This window comes from Ruminococcus flavefaciens ATCC 19208, from assembly GCF_000518765.1.
Taxonomy (GTDB): Bacteria; Bacillota; Clostridia; order Oscillospirales; family Ruminococcaceae; genus Ruminococcus; species Ruminococcus flavefaciens.
This window is the reverse complement of record NZ_JAEF01000007.1, coordinates 180,874-196,453: the sequence shown is the minus strand read 5'-3', so window position 1 is coordinate 196,453 and position 15,580 is coordinate 180,874. Positions and strand designations below refer to the sequence as shown.

General features: G+C 42.2%; 16 protein-coding genes. 6 read left to right on the top strand and 10 right to left on the bottom strand.

The window, feature by feature from the left end:
• The first annotated feature begins 5 nt into the window (after positions 1 to 5).
• Positions 6 to 179 carry a hypothetical protein gene (locus tag L870_RS19580; RefSeq protein WP_167549422.1) on the top strand — a complete coding sequence of 58 codons (174 nt, stop codon included), beginning with the start codon at positions 6 to 8 and terminating at the stop codon, positions 177 to 179.
• Here the strand turns inward: L870_RS19580 and ruvX are convergent.
• From ruvX to L870_RS0103060, 3 genes are all read right to left on the bottom strand, one after another.
• On the bottom strand, positions 172 to 600 hold the full coding sequence (gene ruvX / locus L870_RS0103070) for a Holliday junction resolvase RuvX (protein ID WP_028516886.1): 429 nt from the start codon (positions 598 to 600) through the stop codon (positions 172 to 174). The genes L870_RS19580 and ruvX overlap by 8 nt on opposite strands.
• A gap of 224 nt (positions 601 to 824) precedes the next feature.
• Positions 825 to 1,736, bottom strand: coding sequence for a dihydroorotate dehydrogenase (locus tag L870_RS0103065; RefSeq protein ID WP_028516885.1), 912 nt, complete (start codon positions 1,734 to 1,736; stop codon positions 825 to 827).
• On the bottom strand, positions 1,736 to 2,506 hold the full coding sequence (locus L870_RS0103060; RefSeq protein WP_028516884.1) for a dihydroorotate dehydrogenase electron transfer subunit: 771 nt from the start codon (positions 2,504 to 2,506) through the stop codon (positions 1,736 to 1,738). The genes L870_RS0103065 and L870_RS0103060 overlap by 1 nt, the downstream gene beginning before the upstream one ends.
• Positions 2,507 to 2,931: 425 nt before the next feature.
• Here L870_RS0103060 and L870_RS0103055 point away from each other — a divergent pair, with 425 nt between their 5' ends.
• From L870_RS0103055 to L870_RS16435, 4 genes are read left to right on the top strand one after another with little or no spacing between them, the layout of a single operon-like run.
• Positions 2,932 to 3,498, top strand: coding sequence for a DUF1836 domain-containing protein (locus L870_RS0103055; protein WP_028516883.1), 567 nt, complete (start codon positions 2,932 to 2,934; stop codon positions 3,496 to 3,498).
• A gap of 48 nt (positions 3,499 to 3,546) precedes the next feature.
• Positions 3,547 to 3,744 carry a hypothetical protein gene (locus L870_RS0103050; protein WP_028516882.1) on the top strand — a complete coding sequence of 66 codons (198 nt, stop codon included), beginning with the start codon at positions 3,547 to 3,549 and terminating at the stop codon, positions 3,742 to 3,744.
• Between the two features lie 42 nt (positions 3,745 to 3,786).
• Positions 3,787 to 3,999 (top strand): hypothetical protein, encoded by a 213-nt coding sequence (locus L870_RS0103045; RefSeq protein WP_028516881.1) that lies wholly within the window; start codon positions 3,787 to 3,789, stop codon positions 3,997 to 3,999.
• A gap of 23 nt (positions 4,000 to 4,022) precedes the next feature.
• Positions 4,023 to 4,928 (top strand): prohibitin family protein, encoded by a 906-nt coding sequence (locus L870_RS16435; protein ID WP_051411373.1) that lies wholly within the window; start codon positions 4,023 to 4,025, stop codon positions 4,926 to 4,928.
• Positions 4,929 to 5,482: 554 nt separating this feature from the next.
• On the opposite strand, the gene L870_RS0103035 is transcribed toward L870_RS16435, so the two are convergent.
• The 7 genes from L870_RS0103035 to L870_RS0103000 all read right to left on the bottom strand — a co-directional run bounded on the left by L870_RS0103035 (position 5,483) and on the right by L870_RS0103000 (position 12,990).
• The gene (locus L870_RS0103035) at positions 5,483 to 6,280 is read right to left on the bottom strand and encodes an amidohydrolase family protein (RefSeq protein ID WP_028516880.1); all 798 of its coding nucleotides are present in this window, start codon (positions 6,278 to 6,280) and stop codon (positions 5,483 to 5,485) included.
• An 8-nt stretch (positions 6,281 to 6,288) separates the two neighbouring features.
• On the bottom strand, positions 6,289 to 6,639 hold the full coding sequence (locus L870_RS0103030) for an ArsR/SmtB family transcription factor (protein WP_028516879.1): 351 nt from the start codon (positions 6,637 to 6,639) through the stop codon (positions 6,289 to 6,291).
• 10 nt (positions 6,640 to 6,649) lie between these two features.
• Positions 6,650 to 7,087 carry a hypothetical protein gene (locus L870_RS0103025; RefSeq protein WP_028516878.1) on the bottom strand — a complete coding sequence of 146 codons (438 nt, stop codon included), beginning with the start codon at positions 7,085 to 7,087 and terminating at the stop codon, positions 6,650 to 6,652.
• A 96-nt stretch (positions 7,088 to 7,183) separates the two neighbouring features.
• Positions 7,184 to 8,146, bottom strand: a complete 963-nt coding sequence (locus tag L870_RS0103020; protein WP_028516877.1) for a phosphotransferase — start codon at positions 8,144 to 8,146, stop codon at positions 7,184 to 7,186.
• Positions 8,147 to 8,524: 378 nt separating this feature from the next.
• Complete coding sequence (locus L870_RS19995) at positions 8,525 to 9,409, bottom strand: recombinase zinc beta ribbon domain-containing protein (RefSeq protein WP_278244597.1); 885 nt, start codon at positions 9,407 to 9,409, stop codon at positions 8,525 to 8,527.
• A gap of 5 nt (positions 9,410 to 9,414) precedes the next feature.
• Entirely contained in the window at positions 9,415 to 10,140 is a 726-nt protein-coding gene (locus tag L870_RS18285) for a recombinase family protein (protein WP_051411370.1), read from the bottom strand.
• A 2,229-nt stretch (positions 10,141 to 12,369) separates the two neighbouring features.
• Complete coding sequence (locus L870_RS0103000) at positions 12,370 to 12,990, bottom strand: RNA polymerase sigma factor (RefSeq protein WP_028516876.1); 621 nt, start codon at positions 12,988 to 12,990, stop codon at positions 12,370 to 12,372.
• Positions 12,991 to 13,403: 413 nt separating this feature from the next.
• Here L870_RS0103000 and L870_RS0102995 point away from each other — a divergent pair, with 413 nt between their 5' ends.
• The gene (locus L870_RS0102995; protein ID WP_028516875.1) at positions 13,404 to 15,569 is read left to right on the top strand and encodes a hypothetical protein; all 2,166 of its coding nucleotides are present in this window, start codon (positions 13,404 to 13,406) and stop codon (positions 15,567 to 15,569) included.
• Positions 15,570 to 15,580 lie beyond the last annotated feature (11 nt).

Genomic DNA, 15,580 nt, shown 5'->3' with positions numbered 1-15,580 from the left:
ATGAAATGAACATTGTGTCACTTGCCAAAGGTGCTGCTGCGGGAGCAATAGTGGGATTTGCCTGCTATGCTTTTTCCAACGCACGCCCCATGAAGAAAATGAGTATAAAGCGTGATGCGGGAAAAACTCTTAAAGCCGCAGGAAATCTGCTTGACGACATCAAGTCGGTAATTATGTAGCTTCACCTGAATTGCGTCTGAATCCAAGGTAGCTTTCAAGGATAAGTACTGCTGCAACTGCGTCTACGACTGCCTTGCGCTTTTTGCCGCGGGTATTCGTAACGTTCAGTGCGTTGTGAGCTGAGACGGTAGTGCAGCGTTCGTCCCAGAGCTTAACGGGACAGCCTGTGAGCTTTTCCAGCTCTTCGGCGAAAAGCTTGCATTTTTCAGCTCTTTCGCCGACTGTTCCGTTCATATTCATAGGATAGCCCACGACTATCTGTTCAGCGCGCTGCTCTTTTGCGAGAGCGGCGGTTTTTTCTATACATTTTGTGAAGTCCTTTTCGGCGATGACAGTTACGGGAGAAGCTATCATTTCGCTTTTTCCGCAGACTGCGATGCCTGTTCTTGCATCGCCGAAGTCAACTGACATTATAATCATGTTATTTTCCTTTTTACTTGTATGAAACGTATTCCGCGAAATGGCGGAGAATTACACGGGACGTCGAGGACGCCGTCCCCTACAATGGGCTAACGGCTAATGGCTCATATCCGTTCATGGGCTCAGCAGAAATATAGTGCTGTAAGCGATGCACGAGTATCGGTATTGTTAATAGTGAGCAAGTTTACGAGCGTCAACGTGGCAAGGGTGCAGCGTTACGCTGCTTACCACGGCTTTACCGTGCCGATTATGTCGTTTACGGAAGCGATGCCCTTGCTGTCCAACCAGTCGTTCATCTCTTCCACTATTTTCACGGGAGCATATGGGTCTGTGAATATAGCTGCGCCCACCTGTACTGCGGAAGCTCCTGCCATCATAAGCTCGATAGCATCACGTCCCGAGGAAACGCCGCCCATACCGATAACGGGTATCTTTACGGCGTTTGCAACCTGCCATACCATGCGTACAGCTATAGGGAATACGGCAGGACCGCTCATACCGCCTACATTATTATGAAGTATGGGTCTGCCTGTGTTTATATCTATCCTCATGCCGAGGAGAGTATTTATAAGTGAAACTGCGTCAGCACCTGCGGCTTCCACAGATTTAGCGATATCGGCTATGCTGGTAACATTCGGTGAGAGCTTTACCACGAGAGGCTTTTTCGTAACTGCGCGGACTCTCTTTGTTACCTCGGCTGCCATTTCGCAGCTTGTACCGAATGCTGCACCGCCCTGCTTTACGTTGGGGCATGAGATATTCAGCTCTATCATATGAACATCTGTATCCTCAAGCTTTGCGGCTACCTCAGCGCACTCATCGGGAGTAGAGCCTGCGATATTCGCAAGAACTACAAGATCCTTTGTGAGCAGGTAGGGGAGCTCGGTCTCGATGAAGTGGTCGATACCGGGGTTCTGGAGACCTACTGAATTGAGCATACCAGAAGGAGTTTCTGCGATTCTCGGAGCAATATTACCTGTACGCAGGTGAAGTGTAGTGCCCTTTGTAGCGATTCCGCCCAGCTTGTCAAGAGGGAAGAGCTCCTCGTATTCGCGTCCGTAGCCGAATACTCCCGAAGCAGGGATAATAGGGTTTTTGAAGTCTACGCCGCAGACTTTTACGGAAAGATCAGCCATTACCAGAGCACCTCCTCAGCATTGAATACAGGACCGTCCTTGCAGACATGAGCGAAGTATTCCTCGTCATTCCTTACAGTGCGGCAGGCACAGCCCAGACACGCGCCGATACCGCAAGCCATACGCTCTTCAAGGGATATCTGGCAGAAGATGCCGTTTTCCTTGCATATAGCAGCTACGCCCTTGAGCATTGGCATAGGTCCGCAGGCGTATACTGCGTCGATGCCGCCTTTTTCAGCAAGCTCCTTCAGGGGCTGTGTTACGAAGCCATGGATACCTGCTGAGCCGTCATCGGTGCAGAGTATAGTTTCTGCGCCTGTTTTACGGAAATCGTCCTGTAATATAACTGCGGAAGCATTTCTGAAACCGCTTATTGCCACGGCTTTATCGCCGTAAGCTTTTGTAAGGGGGAGCATAGGAGGAGTTCCTATACCTCCGCCGATAAGTATTACCTTATTATAAGAAGGGTCAACAGTGAAACCGTGTCCGAGAGGGGCGAGCATATCTATAAGGTCGCCTTTGTTGAGCTTTGCTATCTCAGCAGTTCCTTCGCCTCTTATTTCAAATACTATGCGAAGTGTGCCCTTTTCCTTGTCTATGCCGCATATTGAAATAGGTCTGCGGAGAGTATAGCCCTTGGCTCTAATGTGTACGAACTGTCCGGGACAGGCTACAGCTGCCACTTCGGGACATGAGATGGTGAAGCTGTATATCTCACGGGCAATTGCGGTTTTGTCAGCAATTATGTACTGACCCTGAGTATATTTCATATTGACCTCCTTGAATATAGCGATCAATTATCAATGAGTAGTCATCGGAAATTGTCTTATAACTATGCACTAATAACTAATAGCTCGGAACATAATTTTACATCGTAAGATTATGATTTATATTATTATACCATATTTTTTTAAACAAATCAACGTTCACGGAAAAAGATTTATCGTTTTTTGACTTATATAACGTAGAAAAGAAAGGGCTTGGTTTGTACATATATAATAATGAAGAGAAAAAAGGAGAGTTGCTGCAGCTATGACTTGATATGAAAAAATGCGAAAAAAGCTGAAAAACTATGAAATACAATGATAAATCACAAAAAATACTCAAAAACGGCTCAAAATATCTCAGGATAACATTTGCGGTTCATATGAACTTGTGATATAATCATATCATCGTCAGAGAGGAGATAAAGACTATGAACAGACTTATTCCCGGAACCACAATGAAATTTTCCGAGCAGGCTCGTGAATCTGCTTTTTCTATGATATCACCTGTTCTTGAAGCAACAGGCGGTCTTACACTTTCCCAGCTCTCTAAGCTCACAGGGCTTGAAGGTACTACTATCCAGAACTGGATAAAGCGCGGCTGGGTTTCTGCTACAAAGGGTAAAAAGTATTCGGAAAAGCAAATACTCCGCATACTTCTTATAAATATGCTCCGAAAGGCTATGAAGCTTGAGGACATTGCAAATCTTATGCGCTATATCAACGGTGATGTTGAGGATACCTCAGATGATATCATAGAGGACATACTCCTTTATAATATCCTTTGCAGGATAATCTTTACAGCAGAGGACGAGGGGGCGTTCGATACCGAGCATATAAAAACTCTGGTATCACGTGAGTTAGCGGATTATTCCAAGGAGATCTCAGATGTTGACAAGCTCCGAAAAGCCATGTATGTCATGGTTATGGGGTATAGGAGCGGTTGTCTGAGAACAGAAATGGAAAAGGGGCTTGAGGTCATTCTTGAAGAAATGTAAAGAATGGACAATTTTTACAGGATATGGGATCAAAGGGAGGTTTTAATAATGAATGTTGTAACTGCATTACTAATGAGCAAAAAGAAAATAATCAAGCTGTTTGAAGTGTCAAAGGCTTATTCAGCAGACAGTGCAAAGTCCTTCGATGAGCTGGGAATATTCAATCCCGAAGCAACATTTGAGCTTCTGTACGACAATGTTATCTCAGCTACAGAGGACGGAAAGTATTATCTTAACAAGGTTTAAAGCTTAAACACGTATTTGTATATACAAAATAGGAGAATAATTATGGCAAGCATCTTACCAGCATTAGTTTTAAGACAGAAAAGAATAGTAAAATTACTCGAAAAAGCAGGAGCATTTTCAAAGGAAACTGCCAAAGGACTTGATGAGATAGGCTTGTTAAATCCGAATACATTTTCTGGTTTGACCAAGAAATTAGTAAAAGATAATGTAATATCTGCTACAGAGGACAGAAAATATTACATAACACATCAATAAATGTACTTTAAAGGAGAATAGTTATGCCGATCAATGTCAGGGAGCTGAACAATGCTCCGAAAAAAACAAGCTTCAAGGGCGTTAAGTGGGCTGTTATAGGTCTTGCAGCAATTCTTGTAGCTGCAAATTCATTTACCATAGTTCCCGCAGGCAATACAGGTGTAGTTCTTACACTTGGCGAGGTTTCGTCAACTCCGCTTTCTGAGGGATTTCATCTGAAAGCACCTTTCATACAGCAGGTTGAGGATATGTCAAACAAGATACAGGTGTTCAATGCTACAGCAACAGCTGTATCCCGTGACCTTCAGACTGTAAACAGTGAGATCGCTGTAAACTACAGACTTGTTTCAGACAAATCACCTGATATGTACAAGAATGTAGGTCTTGAATACAGCACTATCCTTGTATCTCCCGTAGTTCAGGAGTGCATGAAGTCAGCTACCGCAAAGTACAACGCAGAACAGCTCATTACAGAGCGTGAGTCGGTAAGTACCGAGGTAAAGACCGCTCTTGACGAAAAGCTCAATATTTACGGTATCTATATCGAGAAATTCAATATCGTAAACTTTGACTTCACAGAAGAATTCAACAACGCTATCGAAGCAAAGCAGGTGGCTGAACAGAACCTGCTCAAGACCAAGACCGAACAGGAGCAGGCTAAGGTCGTTGCAAAGACTGAGGCTGAAAAGAAGGTCATTGCAGCAAATGCCGAGGCAGAGGCAATACTCGCTCAGGCACAGGCTCAGGCTGACGCAAACAAGCTCCTTGAAGAGTCGCTTTCAAGTAAGGTAATTGCTTACGAGCAGATCCAGAAATGGGACGGCGTAATGCCTAAGGTAACAGGCAAGGACGGGGGACTCCTTATAGATGTTGACATCAATGATGCAGCATTAAATAACACGGCATCAAATACTGCGGCAGCTGAATGAACGCAGAATTGAAATGAATAAACTTTCGGGGGAACATAGCTGCTTTCGGAGCAGCAGGTCTCCGGCTCCCGTTAAGGGGACGGGGGAGGAGATCAACTCATCTACCAAGATAGGGATAGAAGCTCGGGGTAAACAGAGAGCTTCACGTACATAAAATAATGCGGCGAGTCTGGGGAGACTGCCGCAGTTGGGGTAAACATTATTTCATATATTAGTTCTTTAATAACTAAAGCTTATGTAGGGGTACATAAGCTTTTTCTTTTTTCTTTCTCCGCGTAAAGATTTTGTTGAGGCTTTAGCTTTAGCCGCGGGAGACAATAAACGAAAGGCATATATCATCGCGTGAGCGCAGAGCCTGCGCTCCCTAAGTCGTCCGTGTATCATCAAAAGGGGTGTCGCTTCTCGACACGGGAAGTATCAGCGAAATTAACGGGTGAGCGGAACTCGCCCCTACAGAGTGTTCATTTTGTTTGCATCGTAAGGCATAAATGGGCGGATAATATCCGCCCATGCTAATCACTATGCACTAATAACTACTATCTACTCTCTACTCACTATATACGGAGGAGTTTTTCGGCATTGCGGTAGAAGATAAGTGCCTTTTCCTCGTCTGTAAGGGAAAGCCTGTTTATTATGGCTATCTCGTTGGCAGGCTCGTCCCACGGGCAGTCACTTGCAAAGAGGACTTTGTCCGCACCCTGCATACGAATTATGCGCAGGAGCTGCTCGTCCTCGATATATCGTGCGATAACTCCCACATCGAACCAAAGATTGTCGAATTTGCCTGCTGTATATCTCTCAATATCGTCCCAGAGCTTCATGCCGCCGAGATGTGCAGCAACTATGGTGAGCTTAGGGAAAGTCTCCGCTACAGCCGCAAAGCTCTGCGGAGTAGCTCTTATTATATCCTCGGAGTAGGGATCCCAGCCGCCGTGAAAAACGGCTATAAGTCCAAGCTCGGCTATTTTCTCGTATATGGGGAACATTCTCTCCTCATGGGGACAGAACTGCTGATATTCCGAATGAAATTTAACGCCGCAAAGTCCCAGAGACTTTATTCGCTCAACTTCTTCGACAGCGTCCTCGGCATCGGGGTGGACTGTTCCGCAGCAGTAAATACCTCCGCCCATTATCTCGGCTGCCCAGTTGTTGATAGCAGTCTGCTGTGAGGGCTTTGTGGCTACAGGCAGGAGCATGGCGCGGTCTATGCCGTTCTCAGCCATTTTTTTGCGGAGACCGTTTAAAGTTCCGTCAGTTGCGGGGACTATGCCGCTTGTCTTTGCGAGTCCCGACATAGCGCGTTCTGCAAGAGCATCGGTGAATGCATGGGTATGAAAATCAAAATATCTCATTCAGCAGCTCACTCCATAACGTGTTCCATTGCGTGATAGAATATAGTTTTTACATGGTCGTCGCAGAGGGAGTAGTATATCGTTTTGCCATCACGTCTTGAACTTACAAGGCGAGCCTGCTTCAGCACTCTCAGCTGGTGGGATATGGCGGACTGAGTCATATTAAGCAGTCTTGCAATGTCGCATACGCACATTTCGCTCTGGCAGAGCACGAAGATTATTCTTATTCTTGTTGCGTCGCCAAAAACCTTGAGCAGCTCCGCAGCCTCATAAAGTACAGCTTCATCGGGCATGACCTTTGAGACCTTGTCCACAATATCTTTATGCACTCCGTGAGTGCCGCAGATGTGTTCTTCCATTAGTTCCTCCTTATATATGGCTGTAGGTGAAAATGCCTGCTATTATAGTTGCTATACTCAGCAAAAAGCCTATGGTACAGGTAGTGCAGGCGAATTTATCGTAAACGTATTTCCTGTTCCTTGTTAGAAAGACAGTATGTTTTTTGTCACCGGGGTAGAGTTTGTTTTGCAGAAAGCCTTCCTCGGGGAAGATATTTGGATATTCCGTGCCGTCAATGGTGTAGTATGCGACCTTGAACCTGCTCTTGGGACTTTTGTCTATCCTTGAAAAAGAAGCAGTGTGCTTTTTTGTGAAGAGCAGTCTTATGAAGAATACGGTCAGTAGTATCATTGAGGCTGCGAAGGCAAGCCCGATAAGGGCAGCAAAGCCGAATACGAGCCATATCACCTTTACTCCCAATATTACTGCAAGTACCGATACTACTATGATAACAAGTATGACTTCCATGACCGCGCCCCCTTTACGGTTATGATCTTTGCTTGTCCGAACAATTATGTTAATATGATTATATCATATTTTTCAAAGTAAATCAACAGTTACAGTTCATGCAAAGGCGGAATGTATTATCTCGGTCAGCTCTGCACTGTGTTCCGTGAACTGTTTAAGCTGGCTGAGAAGCTGCTCTGCACGGGCGAGACATTCCGCTGAAGTTTTGCCGCGGAAGTACTTGTTTTCACTTTTGAAGTCGATGAGATACCGCACAGCAAGCTCTCCTGTGAGCCATAAAATGCCGTAATACAGGGAGTTTATCTCCTCATCTGAGAGAATTCCGCCAAGTCCCTGTGAGAAGCCTGCGGTTATATGGCGGACAGGCGACAGGTCGTTGATACCGTTTTTGCAGACAGAGCGCACAAGGTCGCCGTAGTCAACGGCTGCATATCCGCACATTATAGTATCAAGGTCTATTATAGTCATTTTATGGTTGATTATTATATTATCTGCCTTTGCGTCGCCGTGTATGATGCGTTTTTGCAGTGAACTGCCGAATACCTGCCCTAATGTATCGCGCAGTTTGTCAAGAGTCGTCATAACTCCCCTGTCTATGCCGTTTTTTGAAGCAAGAACAGCGAAATATCTATCAAAATCGTGAAATCCTTCAATAGCAGAAGTGCTGCTGAGTTCTCTGCTGTCCATAATGCGGATAAAATTACCGAATGCCCGTCCCGCAGCCGCGGGTTCAGCCGCGGAGTCAGCGGTCGCTGTGATATAGCTGTAGATACGCCATATCTCTTCGTCAGCGACCGCATAATTTTTATCGCCAAAGGCGATAAAATGCGGGACGGCAACCTCGGAGCAGTCTGCTTCCGCAAAAGCCGCTTCAATGCGGCTGATGTTGTCCATAACAGCTTCCGGAGTACGAAATACAGACCTGTTCAGGGATTGGAGCACATATTTTTTACCGCCGCAGACAGCAAGAAAGGTTCGGTTTATGTGACCTTTGTTAAGTTCGGTCAGCTCGGAAGCTTCTGAAAGTCCGAAAAGCGTCGGTATATTGCGGATATCCATGATATCACCTCCTGTTTAATTCATAATTGTAGGGGCTGGCGTCCTCGACAGCCCGTGCCTTACGTAATAAATTCCATGAGCGAACTGTAGGGACGACCATTGGTCGTCCGTGTATTATGATGTAAACAACAAAAACGCGCTGTAGGGGCGCGTTCCGCGCGCCCGTGTAATCCGTAACCATTATGTATGCGCAACCATGTGTAGGGGCTGATGCCTGCATCAGCCCGAACCTGACGATGCAGATTAATTGAAAAGGGCGGATAATCGCCGCTATTCTTACCGGAACTTAATATTCTTTATGTAACCCGAGGACGTTATATCCTCGGGTTTCTGCTATTTAGCAGACTGCCTGTGCATATGTCTTGTTAGTTGTTGGCATCAATACAGGTCTCGGTTGGTGAAGTGAAAGGAATGGATAGTGTATCTGTATCGCATTACCGCATTTTTGGCATACTTCTCAGGTCTTTCATATACTTCAATTCTAGTTACAAATAATCTGAGCAGTTTCGGTGTTACTTCTTCCATGTCAAGATTATTCTTTGCATTATCTATGAATTCCTGCACTGCTTTCTCATGCTGTTCCATGCTGTCAAGCTGTAAGGAGAGGACTTCAAGGTCAGACACAAGTTCACTCTGCTCTTTCTCATAGCCTGATGCGAGCTTATCATAGCGTTCGGGAGTTATCTTTCCTAAAGCTCTATCTTCATACAAGCAGCTCATAATGCTATCAAGCTCCTTGATACGGCTTTCTATCTTGGAACGCTTTGCTTCGGACTCCTTCCGCAGTTTCTCAGCTTTATTTGCATTGCTTTTAACAGCTATTTCATAGAACTCTTGTGGCTTCTTCCTTGCCAAGTCGGTCATGAACTTGATACTGTCCAAAACAAGTTTGTCGAGCACATCCGCCTTTATGCTGTGTACTGTACAGTAATTCTTTCCCTTTGCCTGATATCCTCCGCACTGATAGCAATTGTTCTCGGGCTTGATGTACTTCTCTCTGTGCAGATACAGCTTCGCTCCACAGTCAGCACAATATACATATCCTGCATATTTGTCAACATCACCAAGCCTGTCGGGACGTTTTCTCCCCTCATAGTGCTTCTGTACTCTGTCAAAGAGCTCACGGCTGACTATCGGCTCATGAGTGTTCTCAAATACAAGTATGTTTTCGGGATCGTTTTTGAGCCGCTGTTTAAGCTTGTTGGATTTGCTATAGGTACTAAAGTTGACAGTGTCGCCGCAATATATCCTGTTTGACAGCATATCTCTCACGGTACTCTGCGTCCAGATGTACGGTGTATCAAGCGTAGGGTGCTTACAAGTTTTCCCTTTGTTTTGAACTCATATACTCCTGGTGTCTCGACTTTGTTCTCATAAAGATAGTTACAAATCGCTCTTACGCCTTTCCCCTCAGCACATAGCTCGAATATCTTATGAACTATCGGTGCGGTTATCGGGTCGGGAATAAGCTGTTTTGTATCGGCATCTTTCAAGTATCCGTATGGAGTTACTGTTCCCACACGCTCTCCGCGCTCGCCTTTTGCTCGCTGAACTGCCCGTATCTTCTTCGATGTATCGCGAGCGAAAAAGTCATTAAAATAGTTCTTTATGCCTGACATTTCATTGATACCATTGGCTGAATCAACGCCGTCTGTGATTGCGATAAATCTGACATCGTGGGCAGGAAACACCAGTTCCATTAGTCTGCCTGCTTCAAGGTAATTCCTCGAAAGTCGGCTCTGATCTTTCACAATGACTGCTCCCACAAGCTCATTTTCAACGTCATTAAGCATTCTCTGGAAGTCGGGACGGTTGCTGCTTACTCCGCTGTAGCCGTCATCAATGTAATATTGGCAATTGCGGAAGCCGTTACGCTCTGCATATTCACTGAGCATTTTCTTCTGATTCTCTATGGACAGCGACTCGCCCTCGCGCGCATCTTCCTGTGAAAGTCGGCAATACAAAGCTGTTATTTGATCGTTGTTTGGTTTCATTAAAATCCTCCTTCTCTGGAAACCAAACCGAATAGGACTCTGTTGGCGTACCTCTCGGTACACCAACAGTATACTCCAATTCGGGCGGTTTGTCCAGAACTTTTTTCAATCCGCTTTCACAAGTTCGCGGAGTTTGTCCGCCGCAGTCACATTCGTATCAGTAGGTGTTGCGTTGATGATAGTATATGTCTTGCCGTCGATTACGACCTCTCTTATCTCAAACTGCGTTCGGCGCAGTTCAGCGTACTTATTCGTTGAAGTTTTATTATCCTTTTCTGCAATTCAATAACCACTCTCCTTATCGTTCTCTCGTTCATGTTTCGTATGTGATTTGCATTGTTCATTTTCAAAAGTCCTTTCGTTTTAGATTTGGGTTACCCCATGTGTATTCCAAGTGCTTCCTTGTGCTCTCGTTCCTCGGCGAGCGCCTTGCTATCAATGTGCTCCCGAGCGTACTCGGTATCGTCGGCAGGTTCGTCCTCAATTAGCGAAGCCAAAGCTGTAACACCGCCGACAATGCTATCAATACCGACTGCGATATCACTATCCACTTGGCTACTTTCAAGCTGAGCTTGTGCTTGTACTCGTCGAGCCCTTTCAGCTTCGAGCCATATTCCTCGTTCAGCTTCCCAGCCTGTGAGGTAAGACGCTCTCCTGCTTGATTATTTATTCGCTATGATTTTGACATTTGAATGATTATAATGTATAATGCATTTAGAGGTGAATATTTATGACTGATCATTCAGAAAAAAACATAAAATATCCAGCTATCAAACCGCGTGCTCTTTCGCCCGATACATTAATATTTGATGACGGTAATAAAAAATAGCTAAATTATCCGATTATTGGAGTTTGGCACATTCAGAACTTTTATGTAATACTTAACGCGGGATCATTGCAGAGTATTTAGTTGCATGCGCTCTTGGAATTCAGAAAAATGACAGAAGATCATGGGATAAATACGATTTACTTTCCATCAATAGTATTAGAATTGAAGTTAAGGCTTCGGGATATATTCAGACTTGGGCTCAAAAAGAATTATCAAAAATAGTCTTTGGCGTTCATAAATCATACGGTTGGGATAGCGCAAACAGTAAATATGACGATACTCAAAAAAGGCAATCCGACGTCTATGTTTTTTGCGTTCACAAACATAAAGATCAGGATACCGTCAATCCTCTCAACGCTAAACAATGGGATTTTTACGTTATATCAACCAAAACCTTAAACAATAATATAGGTAATCAAAAAACTATTTCATTATCGTCTATTGAAAAACTCGGAGCAATTAAATGTAGTTACTCTCAGCTGAAGGAGACAATTAATCGCTGTATGGAGTATAAAAATGGCTAAAATAAAGGTAAATGGATGGATTTTTGGAAAATATTGCACTTTTGAAATATCTGTTGAAAGCTGACGCTTAGCAGTAAATTGCATATCTCAAAACCTTTCTTCGAGCCTTATTGCACTTTTTGAACAAAGGCTGAAATGGTGTATAGATACAGCCGAACCTATTGCAGGTACATATTACCCGCCGCCAAACACGCTTAACGCTGCCTATTCCGGAATTATGAACGGCTTATTTTATGCGGAACCAGTACAAATAATAATTGAAGACGAACTTGAACCCATACCATATGATGATGACCCTGATACAGTATTTTGAAGGGGTTCGGGGGTTTCCCCGACCAGCAAGCGTTCGACGGACTGCCGAATGCGATGCTGGCTTTTTCAAACCTCCGCTGCCTGTACTGCTCCGTCAGCGTTAGTTTTCTTCCTCTGCTGATATTCCCCACACTCGCTCGACGTTGCGCGACAACTGCTTTCGCCGCCACAGGTGGTGTAGTTATCCGTTTTCGGTATTGTCGGCGGAAATGTGCTTGTTTTGTGGGTGACAGTAACTCAGCCGTGACAGTAACTCTACCGATACGGAAATCTACTGACACGCCAGCAGTTGATGATATATAGAGGTTTGTGACTACTGGTAAGCGTTACCGTGGCAGTAACAATTCTACCATCACTACCGACACGCTGTTATTAGCAGAGAGAGGACTGCCTCCATATATATAGCGGTGGGAAATGAAAAAAACGAACATTTCAATATTTGCACTCCGCAACTTTGCAGAACTGCTCAACCGAACGAATGTCAAACTACATCAGCTTAGTAATATTTACTAAACAGCAGAACAAAAAAAGCCCCACAGCAAAATTAATGCTGTGGGGTTATGTTTACGCCGCAGGATCATTCTGAGTGAGTATTATCTCATACTCCTCAAAGAACTGAAGTATACGCTCGTAGTTGTGCTCAACGCATTTTGTGTAGCCACACGCTTTGGCTTCTTCAAAAAGCGAAACATATTCTTCACGCAGTTTTATCAAAGCTCGATGTAACAGCCTTTGTACAGCTCGGACAGTAGTGCTCATTCGCTCAGCGATCTCAATTGTGTTAAGATCACTTTTGAATGTACAGTACAGAGCACTATACTGTTTCTTAGTAAGCGACCGCATTGCTTCTTGAAGGATAGGATCGTCGAAAATATCGTCGAAGCCGTTTGTGAGTTTCGTTTCAGCGCGTAAGACAAAGGACGGGGGATCATTCAACCGACGTTTTCTTTTCTCAGCGCTCTCCCACTCATCATAGTCCTCAAGACTTAGATCTGCTTTGTGATCATAATACCGCCTGTCTGAATTAAGCTGCTCTTTCTCGAACCTCTCCCATTCCTCAGACTGATAAAACTTCTTCGCCTGTTCGTATGCTTCCTGACCGTATAATTCCTTATAAATCTGCAGCGGCGTGTCCAATTCAAGAACACTCATGTTATCATGTTTGTGATAATTTTTCACTCTCATAATATACATCCTTCCATTAAATAAGGTTTTCGATTGCATATGAGAATGAATGTTCTTGTTTAGATGCTTTTATTATCGCATACTTTATGTCAGATGTCAATGCTAAAGCGAAAAATGGTCTTTTGACTTTTATGAATAGATATTTTTTTAATATAAAACAAATATATTTCACGCAATATCGTTGATTTATGCCATTTTTTATGATACAATTTTAATATTGCATATAATTGCAGGCAAGACAATACTTTTATTTCATCACAGTAATATTTACATTTTTAATTTACTAAAAGATATACTTTTTTATCTGCTCTTCTAATTTCAAAGTATTGTTTATTTTTATGTCTATAGGAGGGAAAAATCAAAACTATAAAAAATCAAATGAAAAAGAATATCATGATAAAAGGAGGATTTTTATGGGTAATTTTTTCACATCAACGCAGATCTATGACAATGAGAGCTTAACTAAAGATCAGTTCATTGATAAATTCTGCAAGAAAATGGCGGAAGATGGCTATGTTACCTGTGACAGTGATGAAAGCGAACTTTCATATATCTTGAAATTTGCTGACAACTGTAAATGGGTAACTATAACCTCAGAAGCCTACGAACAAGGGAACACACTATCTCAAAAAGACACAGGCAGGATAGCTAAAATGCTTGGGACAACCTGTGTTAACACTGTTGTTATCGACAGCGACTGTGCTATACTTGAACTGTATGACAAAAGCGGAAAAAAAGCTGATATGTTTACTATCGGACGAGCTGACGATTATTTCGGTGATGATATTCCGCAGCCGTCGGAAAAGGCATGGAAGCCTTTTTTATGCGATAATAGCACATGGGAGCAGTTTAACGAGATAAGAAATGGTGACTATGTGTTTGTAGAAGAAGGTTTATCAAAATTCGCATCTGTTATCGGCATGGATGTCTGCAATATTACATTTGCAGCGGAAGCAGCTGATGAGTCTGATAATAATACAGTCTTTCTCTGTTTTCGGCAGAGAAATGCCAATAAAGAACAAAAAATAACACTTAAAACAGCTTTTCTTAAGGTATTTGGTGAGGCTCTTGAACCTTTAGGATATAAAAAAGTAAAGGGCATAAAGCCATATTTTGTACGTGTTATTGATAATGAGATAATACATATAATAACAATTTTTCAAAGAAAAGGTGCACTTCGTGGTGAAGTTGAATTTAATATCTTAGGCGATGTGTTTTCAGTATATAGTCGCTATTTTGACTTGAATAAAAAACTTGAAGACGGATATCTGTTGCTCAGTAATTTTAGAGTGTATAGTTATAAACTGCATGAAAAAGATTATGACAGCGATATTCAGCGTAAATTGTCTCATTTTAAATGCAAAGATGATAATGCTTCAATAATTAGTGAAATGAAAAATGCTTTTGATACTTGTGAAAAGTGGTTATTTTCGTTTATTAATTCTATAAATAGTATTGAGAGGTACTTTAGGTTTCTTATGTTGTGGCATTTCCCATTAATAGAAAAAGAGTTACTTTATCTGAAAGTCGATAATTATGCTGAATTAATTAATGAAGTGAGTAATATCCGAAATGAAATGTACAGAAAGTGCATTGAGCTTAATAGAGATGGCTATACAGAAGAAGATTATGAAAAGCGAATTAAAAGACGTGAAGTCGTTTGTTCTGAATTGATAGCAGATATAAAAGAAATACGTGAAAATAAAGAATTATATAATGAATATAAGGCAGATGAAGAAGCTGTGAAAGAAAAAAATCTTGAGATTTTGAAAGCATATGGTCTTTATAAAACAGATACGAGTTCAAATAGTATCGAACAGCCAAAAAAGCTTACCCTCAATGCGGCGTTCAAGCAGATATTTGGCGAAGCACTTGAACCGTATGGATTTAAGGCAATAAAAGGCAGATATCCTTATCTCGTTAGAGTGATAAACAATGAGATACTTCATATTATTTCATTGAGAACGGAACAAGCAGATTATCCAGAAGATAAAGCTTTTAGCATTCTTGGTGGTATTGCTACAGTTTATCGTCCTATAATTGATTTAGAAATAAGTCCTATGGCAAATTATAATTGGTTAAATAATTGCGTGGCTGATTTTTATGCGAAATCAGTCGATGCTGAACCAGATCATTATATATATTCCGTTCTTTCTAAATTTAATTATTTTTCGGAAGTTCCTAAATCATTGTCTTCTGTTATGGAAGAAGCTTTAGAATATACAAAAAAATATATGATTACGACCATGAATGAAGCTGATACCTTAGATAAATGTATAAATTTCTTTCATAAATTCAACTATTCGTGCAGTACGGGTATATTTGATTTAGATAAAGAGACTATTTATGATTCTCCTGATAATGAGGGATTATTATACATTGCTACAGATAATGAGGCTAAAAAAGAACAATTGCGAAAAATAATCAGTGGTGAAGTAGAATCTTTTGAGTATTCAAAAGAATATGCAGAAAAAGTATATGATTATTTTACAGGTTATAAACATGATAAAATATTAGAAATAATAGAAGATATAAAAATAAATAATATAAAACGGTTAGAAAAATATATTAAAATATAATTTTTATACTC

Coding starts and splice junctions, on each gene's coding strand:
- L870_RS19580 (WP_167549422.1), top strand. CDS start 6: ATGAACATTGTGTCACTTGCCAAAGGTGCTGCTGCGGGAGCAATAGTG.
- ruvX (WP_028516886.1), bottom strand. CDS start 600: ATGATTATAATGTCAGTTGACTTCGGCGATGCAAGAACAGGCATCGCA.
- L870_RS0103065 (WP_028516885.1), bottom strand. CDS start 1,736: ATGGCTGATCTTTCCGTAAAAGTCTGCGGCGTAGACTTCAAAAACCCT.
- L870_RS0103060 (WP_028516884.1), bottom strand. CDS start 2,506: ATGAAATATACTCAGGGTCAGTACATAATTGCTGACAAAACCGCAATT.
- L870_RS0103055 (WP_028516883.1), top strand. CDS start 2,932: ATGAACAGACTTATTCCCGGAACCACAATGAAATTTTCCGAGCAGGCT.
- L870_RS0103050 (WP_028516882.1), top strand. CDS start 3,547: ATGAATGTTGTAACTGCATTACTAATGAGCAAAAAGAAAATAATCAAG.
- L870_RS0103045 (WP_028516881.1), top strand. CDS start 3,787: ATGGCAAGCATCTTACCAGCATTAGTTTTAAGACAGAAAAGAATAGTA.
- L870_RS16435 (WP_051411373.1), top strand. CDS start 4,023: ATGCCGATCAATGTCAGGGAGCTGAACAATGCTCCGAAAAAAACAAGC.
- L870_RS0103035 (WP_028516880.1), bottom strand. CDS start 6,280: ATGAGATATTTTGATTTTCATACCCATGCATTCACCGATGCTCTTGCA.
- L870_RS0103030 (WP_028516879.1), bottom strand. CDS start 6,639: ATGGAAGAACACATCTGCGGCACTCACGGAGTGCATAAAGATATTGTG.
- L870_RS0103025 (WP_028516878.1), bottom strand. CDS start 7,087: ATGGAAGTCATACTTGTTATCATAGTAGTATCGGTACTTGCAGTAATA.
- L870_RS0103020 (WP_028516877.1), bottom strand. CDS start 8,146: ATGGATATCCGCAATATACCGACGCTTTTCGGACTTTCAGAAGCTTCC.
- L870_RS19995 (WP_278244597.1), bottom strand. CDS start 9,409: ATGCTGTCAAACAGGATATATTGCGGCGACACTGTCAACTTTAGTACC.
- L870_RS18285 (WP_051411370.1), bottom strand. CDS start 10,140: ATGAAACCAAACAACGATCAAATAACAGCTTTGTATTGCCGACTTTCA.
- L870_RS0103000 (WP_028516876.1), bottom strand. CDS start 12,990: ATGAGAGTGAAAAATTATCACAAACATGATAACATGAGTGTTCTTGAA.
- L870_RS0102995 (WP_028516875.1), top strand. CDS start 13,404: ATGGGTAATTTTTTCACATCAACGCAGATCTATGACAATGAGAGCTTA.